We start from the raw sequence: 21,159 nt of genomic DNA on the forward strand, positions 1-21,159 counted from the left end.
TTTTAACTCAAATGCCTGTCGGAACTTTACATACCGTAGGCACGGGCATTTGTAGCTAATCTCATGGATGCGCGTTGACCCATTCCTGACCATCCATAAATACTTCTTTTTTCCAGATGGGTACGGTTTGCTTAATGGTGTCGATGATGTAGCGGCAGGCTTCAAAGGCATCGGCACGGTGAGCCGTAGCTACGCCAATCAGAACCGCAATTTCGCCAATCTGCAGGGTGCCTTTCCGATGAATAATGGTGTACCGGAGCAAAGGCCATTGCTGATGGGCCTGGTCGGCAATCTTCTGCATTTCGCCGATGGCCATGCGGTCGTAGGCTTCGTATTCGAGCCGGTCGACCGCTCGTTCCTGCGTGTTGTCGCGCACAACGCCCAGAAACAGGTCAATGGCCCCCGCCTGCTCCGACTGAATAGAAGCCAGCGCAGCCGAAACGTCAATGGGGTCGGTGGTTAAAAAGATCATGGAAAAATGTATAATGAAAAATGTATAATGCAGAATGAACAAATCAGTGTAAATCATTATCCATTGTTCATTCTACGTTATTCATTAGTCTTATCCTCCACTAACGGGTGGAATAAGCGCAATTTCATCGTTACCAGTTAGCACCTGATCCGCTTCGGCGTATTCGCCATTAACGGCTACCAGCAGCGACCGAATGCCAGCCAGGGCCGGGTATTGACCATGCAGTTGATCCAACAGATCACTTACGCGGGCATCTTCAGGAAGCGACACGACTACAGCCGACTGAGCTGTCAGGTCGCGGGTGATACCAAACAAAAGCACTGAAACGGAAGCGTTCATACGTGTAGAGCAGTCCGGTAAATGATGCAGTACTACAACGCAGCAATCGTTGATTGGAGTTCGCCTGATGCCGATAAAAAAAACGGTACCACTACCCAAGAGCAGTGGCACCGTTTCTGAGCGAATAAACCAAGTTTATTTCGAGTTATCTAATTTACGTTCGGCCTTTTTCATTTTGCGGTCGGCCTTATCCATAGCTTTATTTGTACCGTCTTTAACGTCTTCTTTCGTGTTTTTAGCCGCCCGGCTTACTTTGCGGCCAGCCTGACGGGTTTCGCGGCCCACTTTATCGCCCGCAGCATCTACGGTGCGCCCGGCTTGTTTAGCCGTTTCTTTGGCATTTTGTTTGGTATCCTGAGCAAATACGACGGCTACTGAAAAGATTAGCGCGGTAGCCAGCATCATTAACTTTTTCATGATAGTTGAGTTGGTTTATGCCTCTTACAACTCAAAACTGGTCTAATTGTTTTCTTTCCGGTAGCCTTTCCGTGATAGACTTCACTCCTTATGCTTAAATACCTTTACCTGATACACGTATTCCTGCATCCGCTTAATTTGCTGCTTGCGGGACAAATTTGCCAGTAAATTTTTCCGGTTGAGCCGCAGCGACTGTCCCTTGAGTGAATCGGCCGGAATGGCGTTGAGGGCTTCGAGCAGGTAGTTTGTTTTTACGGCAAAACTAACCCCTTCGGAAGTCGTCTGCTTGCCGCTGATGATGCCAATCACATTGCCTTTTTCGTCTAAAAGTGGACCGCCGGAGTTACCGGGGTTTACGCCAATGGCAACCTGATAGGCCGTTGAATCGCCCCGATAACCCGTACCGGAACTAAGATAACCTTCGCCGTAAACGATCTCCTCGCGCGGGTAACCGAGCGTATACACGCGCTCACCCAAATCAGATGGGCTAACCTCGAAACTATACGGTACGGGCGGCATCATCCGAAAGGCACTGTCGTCGCAGAGTTGCAGAAAAGCCAGGTCATGCTGTTGGTCCGTATAAACGACCCGTGCTTTATATACTTCGCCTTTGGTGCTTTGCACATACACTGAATCGGCATCGCGAACGATGTGGTTATTCGTTACAAAATAGCCATCAGCGGTCAGCAAAAAACCCGACCCCGACACCTGTGCCGGGTTCACATTCAGCGCACGCCCCCGGCCGTTGAGGTCGCTCAGCAGTTTACGCTGCGACGATTTGACGGCCTGAATTTCTTTGCTTAACTGGCTGTACTGCTGTTCCTGCTGATGACTCTGCTGATAGGACCGATACAGAAAAATAGAGCCAAAGGTGGTAATGATGGCTGCCGAAGCCGCAACGGCCAGTGTTGTGCGGTAGGTTTGCCACAACGCCCGAATCTGCCCCGACTGTTCTGCCGCCGACTGATAGGTATCTGCATCCCGGCGCATGGCGTTCATATCGGTCGTTGCCTGTACCTTCGTCAGCCGCTGTTTGAAGCGGATTCGCTCGCCATACGCGAACAGGGCATTTTCGATGTCTTTTTCCTCGTCCATCTCTTTTTACTGAGTTGTATGGAGCAGGGAGCCAGGTGCGTAGAGCTTGGTGTTTCCCAGCACCTGGCTCCCTGCTCCATGCAATTTTATAAAGTTTCACTGTTTGTATTCCGAAAAGAAGAGCCGTTTCAACCGCATCAGGCACTTATACTTTTGCGTTTTGGCATTGTCGGCGTTGGTATACCCAAACTTTTCAGTAATATCCTGCATACTCAAATGCTGGATGTAAAAATCGTCCAGCAGGGTTCGACAAGGCTCACCGAGTCGGTCGAGGGAGTCGGCCATCAGGTCAAACTGACGATCGCGTTCCTCATGATCCATCAGATCATCATTGATCTGTTCAGCAACAAACTCATCTGAAGCGGGCGTTTCCACATCGCGCACCATAAACCGGCTTCGCTGCGCTAACTGCTTGAGCCACAACCGCCTGCCGACCGAGTAAAGGTACGTTTTCAACTGACAGTGCAACTCCAGCGAACCACTCCGTACTTTTTCATACAGCACAATAAGTACTTCCTGATAGATATCCTTCGCATCGTCTTCGCTACCGCTATTGGTGGTTACGAAGTGAAGTACCATTGGAAAATACCGGCGGTACAACTGCGTCAATGCCTCATCGGAGCCATGGGCCAAACCCGTCAGCAACTCTTCATCGGTCAATACGGGCTGCCTGCTTTCCTTCATTGAGTTGAATCATAACTTAATACGAAAATACCGGAGACGTAACCCAAAAAAAAGTTAAAAAATAGTGGGTTACCTTTTTCTCTATCGGGTATTAACGTTGACATTAATGCATTTATCACTTAAACAAAAACGCCCCCAAAATTATGAAAGCAATCACGAAATCTGCCTTCTTTTTCATGGCTATGATCGCCCTGGCTACGTCTTGCAGCTCGAAGAAAACCGAAACGACCGAAACGACCACGACCACCATGTCGGATTCGTCTTCGATGATGGCTACCGATTCAACGATGGCTACCGATTCGGCTTCGACGATGTCTGCTGATAGCGCGAAGTAATTTTTGCTAAGGCACAACTGCCGGTACATCTTACCGACAACGCTATAAACGTTTGAAAGCCCCCTGATAATTCAGGGGGCTTTTATTTTTTGGTAGTGATCCCGGAAGCTTATAAAATCTGAAGGTAAACAGGCGGTCAGGAATACAGCACAGGTGGGTCGGGGGCAAGTTGGGCCGCTAAGTCGGTTAGCTTCGTCTGCATTCTGTTCTTCAAGGCCTGCCAGCCCGTATGCCATCGCCGAACGACATTGGCTTCCCGCACTAAGGCAGGTTCTTTCGGCTGGTTTGGCTGTTCATAGTATTCTGGCATTCGTTCCGTCATGTGGCTCACAATGGCCTCGAGCGGGCCATGCAGAATTAATTCAGGATCAGTCTTGGCCAATTGAATGAGTGCCCGGCACATAGAGGCCGTGTAGAAAGCACAGTCAATATCCTGGTGGCGAACGGGCACACCGTCGTGCAACCGCTGCAATTTCACCCCACCATCTTCCAGCCGAACCGATGCTGGCGCACTGCCATCGGGTTGCGGAAAAACGGCATCTACTGTCGCCTTAAATTTATCCCACCACGGGGGCAGACCGCCTGGGTTCAGTGTATCGCAGAAAATAATGCGCTGGGGCAGGTCGGCCTGTTCAGGATTCATGATGAGCAGTGCTGCACCCAGGTGACGGTCATCGGCCTTGTGGCGTCGTTGAATGACAAAACAATGACACTGTTGTTCGCCCCCATCGCTCAACTGCCTGGTGATGAGTTTAACCCGCTGCAGCGATTCCTCCATATAGCCTTCGGTAATGACGTGGATGGGTAAGCTGGTCGCCCCGTGTGCTTCCCAGCGCAGTTGATGCGCCAGAATGGTCAACGCCGTACTATCGCTCCGGCGGGTGCCAAAATACATACCAATGTCTTCCTTGGCCTGATCCGTCTCCGGGTCCACCACCTGGAGCGTATCGCCATGAGGCCCCTGCCGGCTGAGGGGGCTGTAGCGAAAGGGCACTTCAAGCTGTTCGCGCTGGGCAGCTATATTGTAGATGCGCTTTTCGAACTTAGCCAGCAGAGGTTCATACGCATCATCCTGAAAATAGACTTCGGAGATGGAACGCAGCAGGTGGCGGGCTATGTGATCCTGTTCGAGTAACCGCTCGAAGGCATCGTCCCGGTGTTTAAAAAAACTTCGGAGAGCACCGTGTTCAATAAACTCTTCGGCATCGCCTGAGTCATCAATGCTTTTGGTCGAAACCGTACCCTGCTCAATCCAGTCGCGCAGAAACTGTTTAACCGCCCCATCGAAGGCCTCATTGGCCATATCGGCCTGTTCTTTAGTGTAGTACGTTTGCGGAATGTTGAAACTGCTCATCGAACTTTGCGGATCGAGGAGAGCCTCAGCGGGCAGGGTCATTGAATACGTAGATTATAAGGGTGATTGATTGGTTAGCTCCTGACCACTTGGAGGCAAGCAGAATTAACTTAAATTACTTTCTATCAGGCTGTTTGACCCAACGAGGTCAAACAAGGCAAATTGACTATGCCTGATTATTTAAAAGCTAAAGTTACCACTTTTTCCTTTATTAATAAACCCCTGTTGGGCCTGATCAGGTAGTATTTTTTGCCTCCCGAATGCTTACAAACAGGATGGATAATTTACAGCCGGGCCGGAGGGCCTTTCTTAAAACCGCCGTTGCCAGCCTACCCGTTGTGGCAACCGCAGCAACAATGCCGGGCCGGGAATCAGCGGTCGGCTCAGGAACGGGCAGGCAGGGCCACATCAGGCTGAGTTGTAATCTTTATTCGTTCAATGAACCCCTCATGAGCGGTCAGATGACCCTGGAACAGGTACTGGTATTTTGTGCTGAACTTGGGTTCGACGCGGTTGACCCGACAGCGTATTACTTCCCCAATTACCCGGCTTTACCCAACGACAGCTACGTTTACCAGATTAAGCGAAGAGCGTTTCGGCTGGGCCTCGACATCAGCGGGACGGGGGTTCGCAATGATTTTACCCTACCCGATCCAACCCGCCGAAAAGCCGAGGTCGCGTTAGTTCAGAGGTGGGCTGGCTTAGCCGCCCGCCTGGGCGCACCCGTGTTGCGGGTCTTCGCCGGTACGGGCAAAGAGTTGCCAACCGGCTACAATCGGGACGAGGTTACCACCTGGGTTGTCGATGCCATTCGTGAATGCACGGAATACGCAGCAAAACAGGGCGTAATGATTGTGGTGCAGAACCATGCTGATTTCATTCAAACGGCGGATCATGTTCTGGATATTGTGCGCCGGGTTAATTCCGAATGGCTGGCCGTCAACGTAGACATTGGCAGCTTCAGGGTAGGCGACCCCTACGCGCAGATTGCCCGCGTGGCACCCTATGCGGCTACCTGGCAGGTGAAAGAAAACCTGTTTGTCAACGGCCAGGAAGTGGCAACTGATCTGGACAAAATCGTTGGCATCGTGCGCGAATCGGGTTATCGGGGCTATCTGCCCATCGAAACCCTGGGTAAGGGCGATCCGCAGGTGAAAGTGGCAGCCTTTTACGAGAAAGTAAAAAAAGCGTTAGCGGCCACTGGCTACAAACAGAATTGACCTGCATCCAGATACTCAATAAATTCATCACCCTCTTATGAACCAATTGTATTACGCCTTGCTGCTGCTTATAACCCTTGTTTGCCCGATGTTAAGCCAGGCCCAGCAACCCGACAAAACGCTTTGGTACAAACAGCCAGCGCAGCATTTTGAAGAAAGCTTAGTACTGGGTAATGGCACTCAGGGCGCCAGCATCTTCGGCGGGGTTCAGTCCGACAAAATTTACCTGAATGATGCTACGCTCTGGTCGGGTGAGCCGGTTAAGGCCAACATGAACCCCGACGCTTACCAGCAGGTGGCCGCCGTGCGGGAGGCCCTGAAAAACGAAGAGTATAAACGGGCGAATGAGCTGAACCGAAAAATACAGGGTAAGTTCTCAGAGTCGTTTGCTCCGCTGGGCACGCTGTATCTTGATTTCGGCCACGGTGCCAGCGCGCAAACCTATTATCGCCAACTGAATCTTGCCGACGCAGTTTCTTCCCTGAACTACACAATAAACGGGGTAACCTACTCCCGCGAGTACTTCATCTCGCAGCCCGACCAAATCATGGTTATTCGGCTGATTAGCAGCCAGAAAGGGTCGCTTAGCTTCTCACTGCGGTTCAACAGCCTGCTCCGAAATCAGGTAACGGTTGCTAAAAATACGCTGAAAGCGAATGGATACGCACCCATTCACGCTGAGCCGAGTTACCGGGGCGATATGCCCAACGCGGTCGTATTTGACCCGGCTAAAGGCACCCGATTTACCACCGCAGCCGCCATTAAAGCCACGAGCGGGCGCATCGTAACCACCGACAGCACCATAGGAATCAGCGGGGGTACCGAAGCCCTGATTTTTGTTGCCATCGCCACCAGTTTCAACGGATTCGACAAGAACCCGGCAACGGAAGGGCTACCCAATGATCAGATAGCCACCAACCGGCTGAACAAAGCGATGGCAAAATCCTACACGCAACTCAAACAGGCCCACATCACCGATTATCAGCAGTTTTTCAATCGGGTGAACCTGAACCTGGGTCAAAGCAATGCCCCTGCCCTACCCACCGACGAGCGACTAAAACGATACGCCGAAGGTCAGGAAGACCGACATCTGGAAATGCTGTACTTTAACTTCGGGCGGTATCTGCTCATCAGCAGTTCGCGCACTCCGGCGGTTCCGGCCAATTTGCAGGGCATCTGGAATCCCTATCTTCGTCCCCCCTGGAGCAGTAATTACACCACCAACATCAACGCCCAGGAAAATTACTGGCCCGTCGAAAGCACAAACCTCGCCGAGATGCACCGGCCTCTGCTCACCTTTATCGGCAATCTGGCCCAGACCGGAGCCATAACGGCAAAAACCTTCTACGGTGTCGATGGCTGGTCGGTGGGGCATAACTCCGACATCTGGGCCATGAGCAACCCGGTGGGCGATTTTGGCAAAGGCGACCCCGTATGGGCGAACTGGAACATGGGTGGGGCCTGGCTTAGCACGCACCTGTGGGAGCATTTCATGTTCACCCAGGACAAGACCTACCTGCGGCAGGAAGCGTACCCGCTGATGAAAGGGGCCGCGCAGTTCTGTTTGTCCTGGTTGGTTGAGGATAAAAACGGCAGGTTGATTACGTCCCCCTCAACGTCTCCCGAAAATCAATTTCTGACACCCGACGGCTATAAAGGGTCAACCCTCTACGGGGCCACTGCCGACCTGGCCATCATTCGCGAGTGTTTTGGCCAAACCATTCAGGCTGCAAAACTTCTGAATATCGACGCCGATTTCCGGGCTAAAGTAGAGCAGGCACTGGCCAAACTCTGTCCTTACCAGGTTGGCAAAGCGGGTAATTTGCAGGAATGGTACCACGACTGGGCTGACGTTGACCCAAAACACCGGCACCAATCGCATCTCTTCGGGCTATATCCCGGCCACCACATCCGGCCCGACCTGACGCCCCAACTCGCGCAGGCATGCCGGAAAACGCTCGACATTAAAGGCGACGAAACGACGGGGTGGTCGAAAGGCTGGCGGATTAACCTTTGGGCGCGGCTGTGGGATGGCAACCACGCCTACAAAATGTACCGCGAACTACTCGCCTTTGTGCCGCCCGATGGCGTAAAAACCAATTACGCACGGGGCGGGGGCACCTACCCGAACCTCTTCGACGCGCATCCGCCCTTCCAGATTGATGGGAACTTTGGCGGAACGGCTGCCGTAGCCGAGATGCTCGTCCAATCCACGGAAACTGAAATTAGGCTGCTCCCGGCCCTGCCCGACGCCTGGGACAGTGGCTCGGTTAGCGGGCTGCGGGCGCGGGGTGGCTATGACGTAGCAATGGAATGGAGCAACAAGCGCCTGAAAACCGTTACAATTCTGTCAAAAACGGGTGGCCAGACCCAGCTTGTTAGTGGCGGCAAAACAAGGCCTGTTTCGCTAAAGCCGGGTCAGAAAACAGTGGTGAACTGGTGAGTCAAAACGTAATTCGGTATGCCATATCTTCAAGATATGGCATACCGAATTACGTTTGAACACGCTCTGTTATTAGGTCAATACCTCCTTCAGCCGGTTCATTTCGCCGGTTGGGGCAGCCCGTTCGTAGAGAATGGCATAGACTGCATCCGTTATGGGCATGTCGACGTCAAATTGCCGGTTAATGGCATGGATGCTTTTGACAGCGTAATACCCTTCGGCAATCATGTTCATCTCGGCCTGCGCCGACTGAATGGTGTAGCCCCGGCCAATGAGCGTGCCGAAGGTTCGATTGCGGCTAAAGGGCGAATAGGCCGTCACGAGCAGGTCGCCGAGGTAAGCCGAACCGCTCAGGTCGCGGTGTTTGGGGTAAACCGCATCCACGAATCGCTTGATCTCCTGCATGGCGTTGGAGACCAGTACAGCCTGAAAATTATCGCCGTAGCCCAACCCCCGCGTGATGCCACAGGCCAGTGCGATAATGTTTTTCATCACGGCACTGTATTCGATGCCATAAATATCATCGACGGGCGTGGTCTGCACAAAGCGGCACCGCAGCAGGTTGGCGACGCTTTCGGCACCGGCTGCATTGGGCGAGGCAATGGTCAGATAGGATTGTTTTTCGAGGGCTACTTCTTCGGCATGACACGGCCCGGCAATGACCGACATCCGTTCGGCAGGAACGCCATATTGCTCACTGACCCAATCCGTCACCAACTGATTGGCTCCCGGAATCATGCCTTTGATGGCCGAAATGACCGACTTGCCAGTGAAGTGTTCAGGTTTTAGTCCCGTTAGTGCATCGCCCACGAAGGCCGCCGGAACCGCCAGAATAACATATTCACTGTCTTTAACCGATTCTTTGATTTTGGTGCAGACCTTTACTTTTCGGGTATTAATCTGCACATCGCTGAGGTAGCTGGGATTGTGCCCAAATTTCTTAATATGTTCGGCGTCGGCTGTTTTGCGAAGCCACCATTTAACGCTGACGTTGTTTTCGGACAGGATTTTAACGAGCGCCGTGGCCCAGCTTCCTCCGCCCACCATCGTCAGCCGAACGGGTTGATTTACTTTCATGGGGTGAAGTAAGCCAAAAACGCGGAAAGTTGAAAAATCAGCAGCCCGTTCTATCGCACATGGGCGAAGGAGCGACTGATTTGTTCAGGGTGAGGGTGGCAATTGGGCCGGTTGGTTTTTACTACATGAAACTATATTAATCTAAATTGCATGATAGAGGGCTGATTTGACTGACAACCCCTGAAAAAAAAATAGACATAGCACGAGCAAGATTACCTTTGAAGTGCGAAAACAGAGGTGAATCTAACCAGCTATGTCTGAGAAAGTAATGGCAATTTATTACTTTTGCCAGGCCGCCGGTGCGGATGATTATCTCATCGAAGTAGGCAAAAATCAAGGTAGTGTAAAACCACAGGCAACGCCTAAAGTTAGTGACAGCATTGTGTTGACAACCGCCATTATATCGGCTCGCTTCTTTGGTGGCAACCAAGCCTCGGCTACTCTACATGGCTGATCAACAAGGCGTTGTTATGCTGGAAAAGTCGACCTTTGACCAACGCCTGCACCGCTTGGCGACTACCTTGAGCGCCTTGTTTTATTATTTGGCCGATTTGTTTAAAGCCCTTAATTTGAGCGGGGAGTACCTGATTGATTCGTTTCCCGTCGCCGTTTGCGACAACATCCGTATTGGCCGTTCGCGCGAGGAGTACCGAGCCGGGCCGGCGGGCGGCAAAATCGCGCCCAGACGGCGTTTCTTTTTTGGCTTTCGCGTCCAGTTGGTGACCACCCGCCACAAGCAGCCGGTGCAGTTTTTTATCCTGCCCGGCTCGTATGTTGACGTGACGGCGCTGCGGATAATGCATCTGGCCTGGCCAGCGGGTAGTGAAGTCTATGGTGATTCGGCCTACACCGACTATGACCGGGGCGCCGGAGCGACAAGAAGAATAGTATGCCGACTGTGAGCAGATTTACTTGCAGACTCAGCCGGTCCGCCGGTGCGGAAAAAGCAACAGCCAACGCCCCGATCAAGCTTGGGCAGGGGCTTACAAAAAAATGCTCTGTCAGCGTCTTGAGCAGGCGTTTAGTCATATCACGAAGCGGTTTCCTAAGCAGATTCATGCCGTTACCGAAGCGGGTTTCTTAATCAAGATCGTCTTGTTTTTGCTGGCTTACGCACTCGAAACAAACTTGGATCATACAACTTAGATTATTTAAGTAATTGAGCAATCAATCAGTGGTTTGCATTAAGATTAGCTACCGCTGGAAATCGTTCACAAAAACCTCCGATTCGGATCGCAACTGCGTCGCCAACTTTTTACTATCTGTCCAACTTAATCCGTAGCATACGAAAAACTAAATATGCAAATAGAATCGTAAATTTACGTCGTCTACAACCAATCTGATTATGCCCCGCACCGCGCTCTTTCTGTGCTTTTCTCTTCTTGCCGTCATTGCCTGCCAGCCTAAAAATAACCCGCGTAAAATCATTGATGAAGCAATTAACGCACACGGTGGAGATGCCTACCAGAACAAGCGAATCGAGTTTGATTTCCGCCAGTTTCACCTCGTGCTGGAGCAACAGGATGGCCGGTTCCGCTACACGCGCACACACCGCGATTCGACCGGGACACGTATTGAGGAAGTACTGACCAACGATGGCCTGACCCGGACCCTAAACGGGCAACGCCAGGCGCTTGACACGACGCAGACAAAAAAATACAGTGAGGCTGTAAACGCCGTTGCGTACTTCGCCCTGCTGCCGCATAAACTGGCCGACCCGGCTGTGCTGGCCGATTACATTGGCGAGAGTCGGATTGAGGGGCAGACATACGACAAAATTCGCGTGCAGTTTCGGGCTGAGGATGGAGGTAACGATCACGGGGACACCTTTTTTTACTGGTTTAATCAGCAGTCGCACACAATGGATTACTTAGCCTACAGCGAAGGCGGACCACGTTTTCGCAAAGCGATTAACCCACAGATAATTGGAGGAATTCGCTTTCAGGACTACATCAACTACAAGGGCGACCCGAACGATACAACCTCCGTTAGCAATTACGACCGCAGGTATGAAGCCCACCAGCTACCTGAATTGTCACGCATCGAGCAGAAAAACATTCGGGTGACAACCTTGCCCTGATTGCTGCCAAATCACCACTTTACGCTGTACCATTCGTACAGTCCATAGCTAATCACAACCCCGTATTCCAGGCCGGTAAGCCACAGGTTTTCGTGATAAGGACTTACCCCATAGGTAATATACGACAGGACTATAACACCCGACCAAAGAATTGGGTAACGGAACGGGGTGAAAAGCGCAACGGCAACCAGAGACGTTATATACCAGGGATGAACGGTGGTTGCCAGCAGCCAGTAAATTGTCAGGGTGAACAACACTTTAGTCGGAAAAACGGGCTTACGTTGGTAAGAGGAGTCCCGGAAGGCAATAGACCATACACTCAGGGCAAGGGCAATGAATAAGACGGCACCTGCTCCCCCAATGATGTTATAGCCGGTAAGCCAGTAGCCGCCAGCCCGTATCAAATAATACACACTGGCATTGAACTCAAATTTCTGGAAATACAGGTTCAGGCTGGAGAAAAGATTCTGTACCAGTTCGACGCTGGCAAACGGCAAAAACAGAACAGCCGTGAAACCGAGCGTTAACGACACATAGGCAAAGCCCCGCTTCCAGCCCAGATACCGGAGAAGCAGCGGCATAAAAATCAGCGGCAGTAACTTCGCGCCAATACCCAGGGCTAATGCTATCGTGGAACCCACCCATCGACCCTGCACGAATAACCAGACGGCCAGCAGCACAAAGAAAATCATAACGGCCTCAAAATGAACATTACCCGTCAGTTCCAGAATAACCAATGGATTCAGGCCATATAAGAGGGCGAGGTTAGGGTTTTTTCCGAATCGTCGCAGCAGCTTTGCCAGCAACCACAACGAGCCAAGATCGGCCAGGAAAATGGGGATTCGTAAGCAAATCACCGCCCCCAATAGATTATCCGGGAACAGCCAGGCCGCCAGCCCAAACAAGGCCTGATTGACGGGCGGGTAAACGGTGTAGTAATCGGGCGAATTCAACCCCCGAAACAACGAATGGGGCAACCCAACCGACGTTGCCAGGGGCGTGCCGACAAGATGGCTGGGAAGGTACAGATACGGATTATACCCGTGCGCGACTAAGTGGCCATCCCAGATAAACCGGACATAATCATCTGACAGGTGGGGTACTACGGCTACCAGCGCCAATCGAAATAACCCGGTCGCCAGAAAGAGAAATCGGTCGGGTTGATAAGCCAGGGAAATGCCATCCGAGACCGTATTTGAGTAGGACCAAAACGGACGGGTAATCCGCCAGTAGCCCCAGAAGGCTAAACCGTATAGGGTAATCAGCAAATTAATTTGCTGGCGGTCAACACCATAGCCAAGCAGGGAAAATAAACCCAGCGAAAGAACTAACCAGCCAATGCGGAACGGACTGCTCATGCCAATGGAATACTAACTGGCCCGGTTCTGTCGAGTCAGGCAATCAGGTGCAAATGAATACCTACCAATACTTAAAAATGGTTGTGAGGATTTTATATCCTGCCAGCACCGTACCTTTTATCGTCCCCGAAATTTTAGAATGGCCAATTCGCTTTCGATAGTTAACCGGTATTTCGGTACTGCTAAAACCCAGTTTAGCCGCTTTAAGCTGCATTTCAACGGTCCAGCCGTAGGTTTGGTCGCGCATATTCAGGGCCAGCAGGGTATCAAATCGAATCGCCCGGAATGGCCCCAGGTCGGTGAACCGGACACCGTACAGCCATCGGAGTAAGCTGGTTGCTAACCAGTTACCAAAAACCTGCTGGGGGGTCATAGAGCCGCGCTGTCGATTGCCCAACGCCCGCGACCCAATGACCAAATCGGCTGTCTGCGAGAGAATTGGAGCAATCAGAGTAGGCATTTCAGCCGGAAAATCAGAATAATCGGCATCCAGAAAAACGACAATATCTGGTGCTGGCTGAATCTGCTGCGCGTAGGCAATGCCCCGCAAACAGGCTCGACCGTATCCCTGTACGGGTTCCTGCAACACCGTAGCCCCGGCGCGGGCCGCTTCGACAGCGGTCTGGTCGTTGGAGTTATTATTGACGACAATAATTTCCTGCGCCAGTCCGGTGGGTATTTCGCCAACAACCCGGCCAACCGAATTTTCTTCATTGAAGGCGGGAATGATGACGACAATAACAGGCTGTTTCAACGGAAGTGGGTAAACTGGTAGTTATAAAGGTAGTTGTTGAGCAGTTAGAGCCTACTTCATACGCCCGATTGTTGGGCATAGGGTTCGTAATCCGTCCACTCGTCAATATCCGTCAGTTCATCGAGCCGGGCGAAAGACAATTCGTGTTGTAGAATAGCCAGTTCGGTTAGCTGGTAAAGTTCGGGCTGGCTCCAGGGCATTTGCTCAAATAAAAAAGGCCGGAGGTGATTCATGCCCAACAGATAATACCCCCCGTCCGTTGCCGGGCCAATAACGACGTCGGTTGCGTCGAGTGCCCGAAAAGCCCGCTCCAGATGGCCGGGCGTGATGGTGAGACAGTCGCTGCCGATAATAACGACCTTCTCCGCTCCCAGTGTAAACTGCTCCCGAAATGCATTAAGCATCCGCTCGCCTAATTCAACTCCGGTTTGTGCGTATTTGGCGTAACCATTCCAACCATCATCTGGATTGACAAAATCACCATAATACACGACGCAATGGCCCGAAAAATCCTGAACTACCTGTTGCGTGTACCGTAACAGATGACGATAAACGGCAACGGCTTTATCATCGCCAACGGTGCGGGCGATGCGCGTTTTAACCTGACCCGGAACGGGATTTTTTACAAAAACAATGAGGTGTTCAGACGGCATGTATGAATGGGTGAGTCACGTCAATAGTAACGAATAGGACGGACAATCGGTTATCTTGCCAAACAAGTTCTTTAATTCATGATGAAAGCCTGGTTACGACTATTCACCCTGCTGGCTTTATCCGTCGGCTCCGTCGCAGCGCAATCCGTGCAGAACAAACGATTTGACAGCCTGCTCCATCGGATGCTGAATGAGTCGGTTCCAACCGTAACCGCCGACGAATTGCATCGGCAACAGAACCTGTGTCTGTTGCTGGATGCGCGCGAACCCGCCGAATATGTGGTAAGTCATCTGGCCGGAGCGATTCCGGTTGGCTACAAACAGCTTGATTTAAAGCCACTCAATACGGTAGCTAAGAGCCAGCCAATCGTGGTGTATTGTTCAATCGGCTATCGCAGCCAAAAGGTGACTCAGCGGTTGGCTGAACAGGGCTTTACCAACGTCCGAAATGTGTATGGCGGCATTTTCGAGTGGGTAAACCAGGGCTATCCCGTCGTTAATCAGCAGGGACCGACCGATTCGGTACATGCCTTTAGTCCAAAGTGGGGCCAATGGCTCCAGCGGGGGCAAAAGGTATACAACTAATCAGTAATCATGAACGGTTGTTTAATATGATATAAGAAAGCCCCGCCGTGATTGGCAGGGCTTTCTTATTAAGTTGAAGTATATCATAAATCAATCCTTAGCGATTGATTTATGATATACTTCAACTTCCTTTTCTACTTTAAGTTGTTTGGTCAAGTTATGTACCTTGAGTTCTGCCTCGTTCCGTTCCTTTATAAAAACTCCAAGAACATACTCTTTTTCGTCGTCAAGCAATGTGTCTTGGGCATAGCGGCCGGTTTTGGGGTAAATCTCAAGTAGAGAGACTTCTTGCTTATCAATACTTACAAAGGCAATAACCCTGAAACCACCACTTTTACCCTCATTCCTTCCTGAATTAGCAACTCGCATTTTTATCAAGCATGAGTTACCCTTCATTGTAATCTGGTCGTTATTCTCAATTAGCTCAACTTCTGTTTTATTGCTTAGTTCCTCACAGATGTCCTGTGGGCATGTAGCGTATTGATATTTAGGCCTTTTGCAAAGTTTCGCCAGAGATTTACGAAAAACAGAGGTTGAATTGACAAGCAAAGCACGGCAATTTAAAGTTGGTCAAAAAGTGATTGCAAAGAAGCACTGGGTTTAACGGATTTCATCTCAATATCATAGATAGTCTCTCCGAGCTGGTCTGTCTCTATTTTGATATTTGCCAATACAGTTCTGCCTACACACTGCCCAACTAAACCTTCTGCGGTTATATTGATTGACCGAACAGAAAGATGATGCAATTCTTTGAGTTTAGGCATTAACTCAAGAACGCCTGTTGGATTTTTGTTAAACGTTAGAATAAGAGATGCGTTCAGCTCTCCCATTTGGTTAGTTGATTGAATCAATGATTTTTTGAGACCCAACACAATGTCAAGAAATTCATCTGACCCAATCTCAATCTGTGCTCTCTGTTGAGTACGCGAAATTGACTCGCTTTGACTGAGAGCATCCTCAACGTTGCGATCAATAGTTGCTAGCATGTTGTGAGTTTGTTTATCTTTAGTTTTTAGCCCAAAAATAGTGCCATTCATTTTTGAGACTACTTGTCTCGACAAATAAACGTTTATTTATTATTCAAAGTTACAGGTTTTGTAAATATTTTGGACTATCCCACTAAAACGAATCTAGCCAGTAGTGGTTTTCAGTGTACTATTCCAAGAAAGTGCTTTTGACTAAATTTCTACTGTATATAGCGTATGTACACATGATTTCCAGCGCCAAAGCTGTTTTTGTGTTTTTTTCAGAAAGCTACCATTAGGTAAAGGCAATAGAACCGCACCGGCGAACCGGCTGATTTTTATGACTACTCTGATTTAGAGAGATGTCAATTCTTGATTAGGTATACAGGCTTGAAATAACCCTGAAAACTGGCCAGTGTTGTCCAATGAGTCGCCAACTACAGGCCCGAACGATCATAAAAATCAGCGGTCTATTGTAAAGGATAAGTCCCAAAATTCACTCATAAAAATGTCGTAGTTGTCGAATCGTTGTCAGTACAATCCAGTCACCTAAGCGGGGCAGGTAGGTATGCACTAATGTAATGAGTTTGCCTAATGCCGAAATAACGGTTCGCTGCCGCCGACGGCGGATGTGTTTGAGGATAATTGCCGCCACCTGCGCCTGCGATTTCTGCCAGCGCGGGGGCCGATGAGCAATCGGTACGGGTTGCCCATTGGCATCGAGCACCCGTTTGTCGGGGTCATTCTGGGTAAAGCCAATGTGTACTACCCCAAAATGAATACCGGTTTGGTCTAATTCGAGCCGGAGCGTATGCGCCAGATTAGCAACAGCCGCCTTCCCGGCGCAATACGCTGAGCCACTGGGCATTCCGTTGAGTGCCGAAATCGAGGAAATAAATGTAACACTGCCTTTGGTCTGGGTCAGATACGGCAGGGCCGCTTTCAGTGGATAAACGGTGCCATAGACATTACTGTCGAGAACCTGCCGGAATACGTCGGGCTGCATATCGGCAAAATACGCCCGCATCGAAATACTGGCATTGGTAATCAGAATATCTACCTGACCAAACGCCTGAATCGCCGTTTCGATGAGTCGTTCACAGTCGGGATAGCGCGTTACATCCGCCACGCAACTCACAACGGCTAAGCCTTCGTTCAGTAATTCCTGATGGGTTTGGGCCAACCTATCGGCGCAGCGCCCGTTTAGCACAACGAAGGCACCAGCCTTGCCCAGCGCTCTTGCCGTCGCTTTGCCAATACCCGATTCAGAACCGGTTACGATGGCTACTTTTCCGGCGAACAGTCCAGTCGGATACGAGCTTACTGGTCGCTTAGCCGCTGAGTTATCAGCCAGCCCAACCTCATCCGGCTGAACCGGAATAGCCTGGCCCAGTTCTACCAGATTGAGGTCCGTTTGCGGGTACCGGGCACGCTGTCTATCCAACATACTTATTTTGTCTAAACCACTCGAAGGCTTCCCGTATCGCCTGTACGACCGGCGTTTGAGGCAGAGCCAATTTGGCAATGGCTTTCCGGGCGCTAAAATAATGACCGTCGTTGGCCACCGCAACCATAGCTGCGTTCAGCCGGGTTGGGCGACCCGTTAGGTTTGCCCAGGCGTCGCACCCGTACCCATACAGTTGGGCGATACCGGGCGGAATAGCCCAGCGGGGCGGGGCCACCTGCATCACGTCAGCCATCAGAGTAAACGCTTCCTGATAACTCAGGTTCTGATTGCCCAGAATATAGGCTTCGCCGATGCGACCCTGCGAGAGAGCGTTTACGGTAGCCACCGCAACGTCGCGCACATGCACGTAATTCTTGCCACCGGCAGGATAGCCGACAACCCGACCCCGGTATAGTTCCAGCAGCATAGCCCCCGATGTGGGCCGGGTATCAAAGGCCCCCAGCATAAACGTCGGATGGACGGTTATGGCTGGCAACCCCCAGTCATGGATGGCTTTTTCCACGCTCTGCGTAGCAGCCCGCTTACTGTCTATGTAATCTAATCCGTAGCGTCCACCGGCAAACGGACGGGTTTCATCGCCGGGGTTTTCGCGGGTGCCGAAGCCAAAAACGTTTGCCGTACCGACATAAATCAGTCGCTGTACGCCAGCGTGCCGGGCGGCCTGTAACACGTTTTCCGTACCCGTTTGGTTAACTGCCCACACCTCCCGATTACGGGCTGGGTTGACCTGGGCCAAAGCAGCCGCGTGGATGATGGCCTGGCAACCATCAGCAGCCCGTGCCAGGGTCCCAGCCTGCCGAACATCGCCTTCGTACCGCTCAACGGGCAGGTCAGTCAGCCGGTTCCCACTGTTCCCCGGTCGCACCAACGCCCGAACCGCATACTGCCGCTGGAGCAGTTCACGCACCAGGTGATACCCCAGAAACCCATTCGCACCGGTGAGCAGGACCGTTTTTTCCATCAGCGATAGGTAAGCATGGCTTTGTAAGTACGGGCAATTCGGGTGGGAGCCACGCGCAAAAAGAACAGCGAAAACGCAGTCAGGTTGGCTACCTGAACCCGCAGCCAGCCATTGGTTTCGTACTTGCGGGCCGACACGAGCACCTCTTTGGGAACAATGCCAAACCGGGCAATTTGCCGAATCCGCACGATAATGTCGAAGTCTTCCATAATGACGTACCGCTCATCGAAGCCCCCCAACTTGTCAAACAGGGAACGGGTGATGAATAAGGTCTGGTCGCCCCCGCGACTCATCAGCCCCGGAAACCGGGTTCCGTAACTATTGAACCGCAGCAACGCGTGGGTCGAATCAAAGCGAAATCGGTAACAGCCTGCCTCAAAGCCCGCCCGGATGAACTGGTCAATATCCTGACTAAAATCAGGATGAATCCCCACATCGGCATGAACAAAATACAGCACGTCACCGGTAGCTAAGCTGGCTCCGTAGTTCATTTGGGTGGCCCGCCCCGGTTTCGGCGATTGCCAGACCGATGCGCCTGCCTGCCGGGCGACGTCGGATGTCCCATCAGTACTACCCGCATCAATCACCAGAATATCAAGAAGTTGAGGACCGCCATACGTGCGCAAATCGCGCACTAACCGGCCAATATTTTCGGCTTCGTTATGGGTAGGAATAATAATACTAATGGTCATTACGGAAATTAACAGATAGCAACATACGACGTTTAACAGGCACTACCAACGTCAAAAGCGATTTACGGACTAATATGAAGATTATTTTCTCCCAATCTAAAAACCCCTAAATCCCCTAAAGGGGACTTTCGCCTGACCATTCTCAACTAAAGTCCCCTTTAGGGGATTTAGGGGTTTTTAGACAGTTCATTACAGACCATATTGGTTAAAATGCTTCGCCAATTGTCAGGTAAAACCCGCTCGATTGACGACCAATGCCGTAATCGAGCCGAATGTTCAGGTGGTCGCGCCGATTCACCGTAAAGCGCAGCCCTGCTCCATAAGCAACCTTCGGGTCGTTGGGGCGCAGCAGCGTCTGGTCGTCTCCCAGAATACCCATCGCCCCAAACACGACACCGCCCAACCGTTTATACAAATCAAATCGAACTTCGCTCTGCAGCAGAGCTACATTCTGGTCACGGAAACGGCCTTCATAATACCCCCGCATCCGTCTGGTGCCTCCCAGCAGCGACAGCGCATTAAACGGAGCGATGCCCTTTGTGAAACTTACGAAATAATTGAGGGCCAGGATTGCATGAGGATTCAGCGTATGGTAAGACGATACGTCGGCAGTGTATCGGTCGAAACGGACCTGACTACCGACGATTTGGTTCTGATTCAGGTACGCCATATCAGCAACTACGCCCCGTGACGGAAAAAAAACGGCATTGCGCGAGTCGTAAAAAACGCCCGTACCCACACCCGCCAACCGACTGCCCAATCCGCCGGGCACGCTGCCCGTAGCCAGCAGGCCGCCCGGTTCAACCTGAGTTACCTGATAATCTTCATACTGATACCGAACCCCGACGTAAAGTTTACCCTGTGGCAGCGCCTGAGCCACCCGCCGAAACGCGTTGATACGGATGCGCGGAAAGTTCACGCCATATAACTCCCGGGGCACTTCCCGCTGACCAACCCCGAAGAAGTAGTAGCTATACCGATAATAGCCCGCTTCGCCATTGAAGTAGTACTTGTCCTTATCGTAGAAAATCTGAAAAGGCAGGTAAAATAGCAGTTGTTTATTCTGAGTATAGGCAAAGCCGAGGGTAATCTGAGAGGGACGAACGAGCGTAACAACATCCCGTACCGAATCGGTTTTAAAGGTCGCTATGTCCCGTTTGAAGCGAAACGTAGCGGTAGCTGCCACACCGTATGCCAGCCGCGTTTCGGGCGTGTAATACACCAATGGCAGGGGCAACAAACTGAAAGGTTTCAGAACGCTGTCGGCAGGAGTAGTAACAAATAGAGCGGCAAACAGCGTTGTGAGAAGCATTGGAAACGAAAGTAAGCTACGTTAGCATACGAAAAATAGCCCAACACAGTTTGAGCGTAGTAGAGTTAGAAAACCTTTCCGCATATTGGGTCGTATATCTAAACACGGACAAATTTGACCAGTACTATGAAAAAATTACCCATTCCTGCACTGACCCTATTAGGCTTACTGCTGACCCTGTTAACCGCCTTCACGAATGTCGATACCGCACCCGTTGACCACAGCAGCTATGACCGGCTGTTGAAGAAATACGTCAATGAGAAAGGATTGGTTAATTACAAGGGTTTCAAATCGGAGGAGAAAGCCTTTAATCAGTACTTGGACATGCTGAGCAAAAATGCCCCGGCTGCCTCTTGGAGCAAGAACGAACAGATGGCCTATTGGATTAATGCCTATAATGCCTACACAATTCGGCTCATTCTGGACCATTATCCGGTAAAAAGCATCAAGGACATCGGCTCAAAAATCAAGATTCCCTTTGTCACGACGCCCTGGGCGGCTAAGTTTTTCACCATTGGCGGAGAGAAAATGAGTCTCGATAACATTGAGCATGGCACCCTGCGCAAAAAATACGACGACCCCCGGATTCACTTCACCATTGTCTGTGCCTCGTTTTCGTGCCCTCGGTTGCGGAATGAAGCCTACACCGCCGATAAACTCGAAGCGCAGATGGATGACCAGGGCAAGGATTTTCTGAATAATCCGGCTAAAAATAAAATCGGTAAAGATGAAGCGCAGTTGTCCAAATACTTTGACTGGTATAAAGGCGACTGGAATAACAATGGGCAATCGGTGGTGAAGTGGGTCGATAAGTATTCAACGACCAAGATTACCGACGCCACGAAAATTACTTTTCTGGATTATAACTGGAACCTCAACGAGCAGTAGCGTGCTG

Annotated in this window: 24 protein-coding genes; 8 read left to right on the plus strand and 16 right to left on the minus strand. The window is 51.0% G+C overall.

Annotated features, from left to right (window positions below):
• Positions 1-61 precede the first annotated feature (61 nt).
• The 5 genes from ACYVI1_RS25065 to ACYVI1_RS25085 form a co-directional block, all read right to left on the minus strand.
• A complete protein-coding gene (locus ACYVI1_RS25065; RefSeq protein ID WP_460913621.1) occupies positions 62-472 on the minus strand; it encodes a molybdenum cofactor biosynthesis protein MoaE in 411 nt (136 codons plus the stop codon).
• Positions 473-562: 90 nt separating this feature from the next.
• Entirely contained in the window at positions 563-811 is a 249-nt protein-coding gene (locus ACYVI1_RS25070) for a MoaD/ThiS family protein (protein ID WP_460913622.1), read from the minus strand.
• A 135-nt stretch (positions 812-946) separates the two neighbouring features.
• Positions 947-1,228: a hypothetical protein gene (locus ACYVI1_RS25075; RefSeq protein ID WP_460913624.1), complete on the minus strand. Its 282-nt coding sequence runs from the start codon at positions 1,226-1,228 to the stop codon at positions 947-949.
• Positions 1,229-1,309: 81 nt separating this feature from the next.
• Positions 1,310-2,323, minus strand: coding sequence for a S1C family serine protease (locus ACYVI1_RS25080; protein WP_460913625.1), 1,014 nt, complete (start codon positions 2,321-2,323; stop codon positions 1,310-1,312).
• A 96-nt stretch (positions 2,324-2,419) separates the two neighbouring features.
• On the minus strand, positions 2,420-3,007 hold the full coding sequence (locus ACYVI1_RS25085; protein ID WP_460913628.1) for an RNA polymerase sigma factor: 588 nt from the start codon (positions 3,005-3,007) through the stop codon (positions 2,420-2,422).
• 143 nt (positions 3,008-3,150) lie between these two features.
• Between ACYVI1_RS25085 and ACYVI1_RS25090 the strand changes: the two genes are divergently transcribed.
• Complete coding sequence (locus ACYVI1_RS25090; RefSeq protein ID WP_460913630.1) at positions 3,151-3,342, plus strand: hypothetical protein; 192 nt, start codon at positions 3,151-3,153, stop codon at positions 3,340-3,342.
• Positions 3,343-3,478: 136 nt separating this feature from the next.
• Here ACYVI1_RS25090 and ACYVI1_RS25095 read toward each other — a convergent pair whose 3' ends face one another.
• A complete protein-coding gene (locus ACYVI1_RS25095) occupies positions 3,479-4,738 on the minus strand; it encodes a hypothetical protein (RefSeq protein ID WP_460913632.1) in 1,260 nt (419 codons plus the stop codon).
• A gap of 233 nt (positions 4,739-4,971) precedes the next feature.
• Between ACYVI1_RS25095 and ACYVI1_RS25100 the strand changes: the two genes are divergently transcribed.
• Both ACYVI1_RS25100 and ACYVI1_RS25105 read left to right on the plus strand, forming a co-directional pair.
• Complete coding sequence (locus tag ACYVI1_RS25100; RefSeq protein WP_460913634.1) at positions 4,972-5,916, plus strand: sugar phosphate isomerase/epimerase family protein; 945 nt, start codon at positions 4,972-4,974, stop codon at positions 5,914-5,916.
• Positions 5,917-5,953: 37 nt separating this feature from the next.
• Positions 5,954-8,359, plus strand: a complete 2,406-nt coding sequence (locus ACYVI1_RS25105; RefSeq protein ID WP_460913635.1) for a glycoside hydrolase family 95 protein — start codon at positions 5,954-5,956, stop codon at positions 8,357-8,359.
• 72 nt (positions 8,360-8,431) lie between these two features.
• Here ACYVI1_RS25105 and ACYVI1_RS25110 read toward each other — a convergent pair whose 3' ends face one another.
• The gene (locus ACYVI1_RS25110) at positions 8,432-9,436 is read right to left on the minus strand and encodes an NAD(P)H-dependent glycerol-3-phosphate dehydrogenase (protein WP_460913636.1); all 1,005 of its coding nucleotides are present in this window, start codon (positions 9,434-9,436) and stop codon (positions 8,432-8,434) included.
• Positions 9,437-9,689: 253 nt separating this feature from the next.
• Between ACYVI1_RS25110 and ACYVI1_RS25115 the strand changes: the two genes are divergently transcribed.
• The 3 genes from ACYVI1_RS25115 (at position 9,690) to ACYVI1_RS25125 (ending at position 11,516) form a co-directional block, all read left to right on the plus strand.
• The gene (locus tag ACYVI1_RS25115) at positions 9,690-9,890 is read left to right on the plus strand and encodes a hypothetical protein (RefSeq protein ID WP_460913639.1); all 201 of its coding nucleotides are present in this window, start codon (positions 9,690-9,692) and stop codon (positions 9,888-9,890) included.
• Positions 9,883-10,338 (plus strand): transposase family protein, encoded by a 456-nt coding sequence (locus tag ACYVI1_RS25120; RefSeq protein ID WP_460913640.1) that lies wholly within the window; start codon positions 9,883-9,885, stop codon positions 10,336-10,338. Before ACYVI1_RS25115 ends, ACYVI1_RS25120 begins: the two co-directional genes overlap by 8 nt.
• Before the next feature lie 443 nt (positions 10,339-10,781).
• Positions 10,782-11,516: a DUF6503 family protein gene (locus tag ACYVI1_RS25125; RefSeq protein WP_460913641.1), complete on the plus strand. Its 735-nt coding sequence runs from the start codon at positions 10,782-10,784 to the stop codon at positions 11,514-11,516.
• An 11-nt stretch (positions 11,517-11,527) separates the two neighbouring features.
• Here the strand turns inward: ACYVI1_RS25125 and mptB are convergent, their stop codons facing one another.
• The 3 genes from mptB to ACYVI1_RS25140 form a co-directional block, all read right to left on the minus strand.
• Positions 11,528-12,874: a polyprenol phosphomannose-dependent alpha 1,6 mannosyltransferase MptB gene (gene mptB / locus ACYVI1_RS25130; RefSeq protein ID WP_460913643.1), complete on the minus strand. Its 1,347-nt coding sequence runs from the start codon at positions 12,872-12,874 to the stop codon at positions 11,528-11,530.
• A 61-nt stretch (positions 12,875-12,935) separates the two neighbouring features.
• The gene (locus ACYVI1_RS25135) at positions 12,936-13,628 is read right to left on the minus strand and encodes a glycosyltransferase family 2 protein (RefSeq protein ID WP_460913645.1); all 693 of its coding nucleotides are present in this window, start codon (positions 13,626-13,628) and stop codon (positions 12,936-12,938) included.
• Positions 13,629-13,684: 56 nt separating this feature from the next.
• A complete protein-coding gene (locus ACYVI1_RS25140) occupies positions 13,685-14,281 on the minus strand; it encodes a TIGR04282 family arsenosugar biosynthesis glycosyltransferase (protein WP_460913647.1) in 597 nt (198 codons plus the stop codon).
• A 78-nt stretch (positions 14,282-14,359) separates the two neighbouring features.
• On the opposite strand from ACYVI1_RS25140, the gene ACYVI1_RS25145 reads away from it, so the two are divergent.
• A complete protein-coding gene (locus tag ACYVI1_RS25145) occupies positions 14,360-14,866 on the plus strand; it encodes a rhodanese-like domain-containing protein (protein ID WP_460913648.1) in 507 nt (168 codons plus the stop codon).
• Between the two features lie 90 nt (positions 14,867-14,956).
• On the opposite strand, the gene ACYVI1_RS25150 is transcribed toward ACYVI1_RS25145, so the two are convergent.
• The 6 genes from ACYVI1_RS25150 to ACYVI1_RS25175 all read right to left on the minus strand — a co-directional run bounded on the left by ACYVI1_RS25150 (position 14,957) and on the right by ACYVI1_RS25175 (position 20,264).
• Positions 14,957-15,415 (minus strand): hypothetical protein, encoded by a 459-nt coding sequence (locus ACYVI1_RS25150; RefSeq protein WP_460913651.1) that lies wholly within the window; start codon positions 15,413-15,415, stop codon positions 14,957-14,959.
• 11 nt (positions 15,416-15,426) lie between these two features.
• Complete coding sequence (locus ACYVI1_RS25155; protein WP_460913654.1) at positions 15,427-15,903, minus strand: hypothetical protein; 477 nt, start codon at positions 15,901-15,903, stop codon at positions 15,427-15,429.
• 424 nt (positions 15,904-16,327) lie between these two features.
• On the minus strand, positions 16,328-17,278 hold the full coding sequence (locus ACYVI1_RS25160) for an SDR family oxidoreductase (protein ID WP_460913655.1): 951 nt from the start codon (positions 17,276-17,278) through the stop codon (positions 16,328-16,330).
• Positions 17,268-18,260, minus strand: a complete 993-nt coding sequence (locus tag ACYVI1_RS25165; protein WP_460913659.1) for an NAD-dependent epimerase/dehydratase family protein — start codon at positions 18,258-18,260, stop codon at positions 17,268-17,270. Before ACYVI1_RS25165 ends, ACYVI1_RS25160 begins: the two co-directional genes overlap by 11 nt.
• Entirely contained in the window at positions 18,260-18,952 is a 693-nt protein-coding gene (locus ACYVI1_RS25170) for a TIGR04283 family arsenosugar biosynthesis glycosyltransferase (RefSeq protein ID WP_460913662.1), read from the minus strand. Before ACYVI1_RS25170 ends, ACYVI1_RS25165 begins: the two co-directional genes overlap by 1 nt.
• A 205-nt stretch (positions 18,953-19,157) precedes the next feature.
• On the minus strand, positions 19,158-20,264 hold the full coding sequence (locus ACYVI1_RS25175; protein WP_460913664.1) for a BamA/TamA family outer membrane protein: 1,107 nt from the start codon (positions 20,262-20,264) through the stop codon (positions 19,158-19,160).
• A gap of 126 nt (positions 20,265-20,390) precedes the next feature.
• On the opposite strand from ACYVI1_RS25175, the gene ACYVI1_RS25180 reads away from it, so the two are divergent.
• Positions 20,391-21,152, plus strand: a complete 762-nt coding sequence (locus ACYVI1_RS25180; protein ID WP_460913667.1) for a DUF547 domain-containing protein — start codon at positions 20,391-20,393, stop codon at positions 21,150-21,152.
• Positions 21,153-21,159: the final 7 nt, after the last annotated feature.

It is taken from the genome of Spirosoma areae, from assembly GCF_054781775.1.

Bases quoted from the DNA above. Each gene is read 5' to 3' on its own strand.
- ACYVI1_RS25125 (WP_460913641.1), top strand. From the start codon at position 10,782: ATGCCCCGCACCGCGCTCTTTCTGTGCTTTTCTCTTCTTGCCGTCATT.
- ACYVI1_RS25160 (WP_460913655.1), bottom strand. From the start codon at position 17,278: ATGTTGGATAGACAGCGTGCCCGGTACCCGCAAACGGACCTCAATCTG.
- ACYVI1_RS25170 (WP_460913662.1), bottom strand. From the start codon at position 18,952: ATGACCATTAGTATTATTATTCCTACCCATAACGAAGCCGAAAATATT.
- ACYVI1_RS25175 (WP_460913664.1), bottom strand. From the start codon at position 20,264: ATGCTTCTCACAACGCTGTTTGCCGCTCTATTTGTTACTACTCCTGCC.
- ACYVI1_RS25065 (WP_460913621.1), bottom strand. From the start codon at position 472: ATGATCTTTTTAACCACCGACCCCATTGACGTTTCGGCTGCGCTGGCT.
- mptB (WP_460913643.1), bottom strand. From the start codon at position 12,874: ATGAGCAGTCCGTTCCGCATTGGCTGGTTAGTTCTTTCGCTGGGTTTA.
- ACYVI1_RS25115 (WP_460913639.1), top strand. From the start codon at position 9,690: ATGTCTGAGAAAGTAATGGCAATTTATTACTTTTGCCAGGCCGCCGGT.
- ACYVI1_RS25075 (WP_460913624.1), bottom strand. From the start codon at position 1,228: ATGAAAAAGTTAATGATGCTGGCTACCGCGCTAATCTTTTCAGTAGCC.
- ACYVI1_RS25155 (WP_460913654.1), bottom strand. From the start codon at position 15,903: ATGAATGGCACTATTTTTGGGCTAAAAACTAAAGATAAACAAACTCAC.
- ACYVI1_RS25105 (WP_460913635.1), top strand. From the start codon at position 5,954: ATGAACCAATTGTATTACGCCTTGCTGCTGCTTATAACCCTTGTTTGC.
- ACYVI1_RS25165 (WP_460913659.1), bottom strand. From the start codon at position 18,260: ATGGAAAAAACGGTCCTGCTCACCGGTGCGAATGGGTTTCTGGGGTAT.
- ACYVI1_RS25180 (WP_460913667.1), top strand. From the start codon at position 20,391: ATGAAAAAATTACCCATTCCTGCACTGACCCTATTAGGCTTACTGCTG.
- ACYVI1_RS25085 (WP_460913628.1), bottom strand. From the start codon at position 3,007: ATGAAGGAAAGCAGGCAGCCCGTATTGACCGATGAAGAGTTGCTGACG.
- ACYVI1_RS25110 (WP_460913636.1), bottom strand. From the start codon at position 9,436: ATGAAAGTAAATCAACCCGTTCGGCTGACGATGGTGGGCGGAGGAAGC.
- ACYVI1_RS25095 (WP_460913632.1), bottom strand. From the start codon at position 4,738: ATGACCCTGCCCGCTGAGGCTCTCCTCGATCCGCAAAGTTCGATGAGC.
- ACYVI1_RS25120 (WP_460913640.1), top strand. From the start codon at position 9,883: ATGGCTGATCAACAAGGCGTTGTTATGCTGGAAAAGTCGACCTTTGAC.
- ACYVI1_RS25070 (WP_460913622.1), bottom strand. From the start codon at position 811: ATGAACGCTTCCGTTTCAGTGCTTTTGTTTGGTATCACCCGCGACCTG.
- ACYVI1_RS25140 (WP_460913647.1), bottom strand. From the start codon at position 14,281: ATGCCGTCTGAACACCTCATTGTTTTTGTAAAAAATCCCGTTCCGGGT.
- ACYVI1_RS25090 (WP_460913630.1), top strand. From the start codon at position 3,151: ATGAAAGCAATCACGAAATCTGCCTTCTTTTTCATGGCTATGATCGCC.
- ACYVI1_RS25080 (WP_460913625.1), bottom strand. From the start codon at position 2,323: ATGGACGAGGAAAAAGACATCGAAAATGCCCTGTTCGCGTATGGCGAG.
- ACYVI1_RS25100 (WP_460913634.1), top strand. From the start codon at position 4,972: ATGGATAATTTACAGCCGGGCCGGAGGGCCTTTCTTAAAACCGCCGTT.
- ACYVI1_RS25145 (WP_460913648.1), top strand. From the start codon at position 14,360: ATGATGAAAGCCTGGTTACGACTATTCACCCTGCTGGCTTTATCCGTC.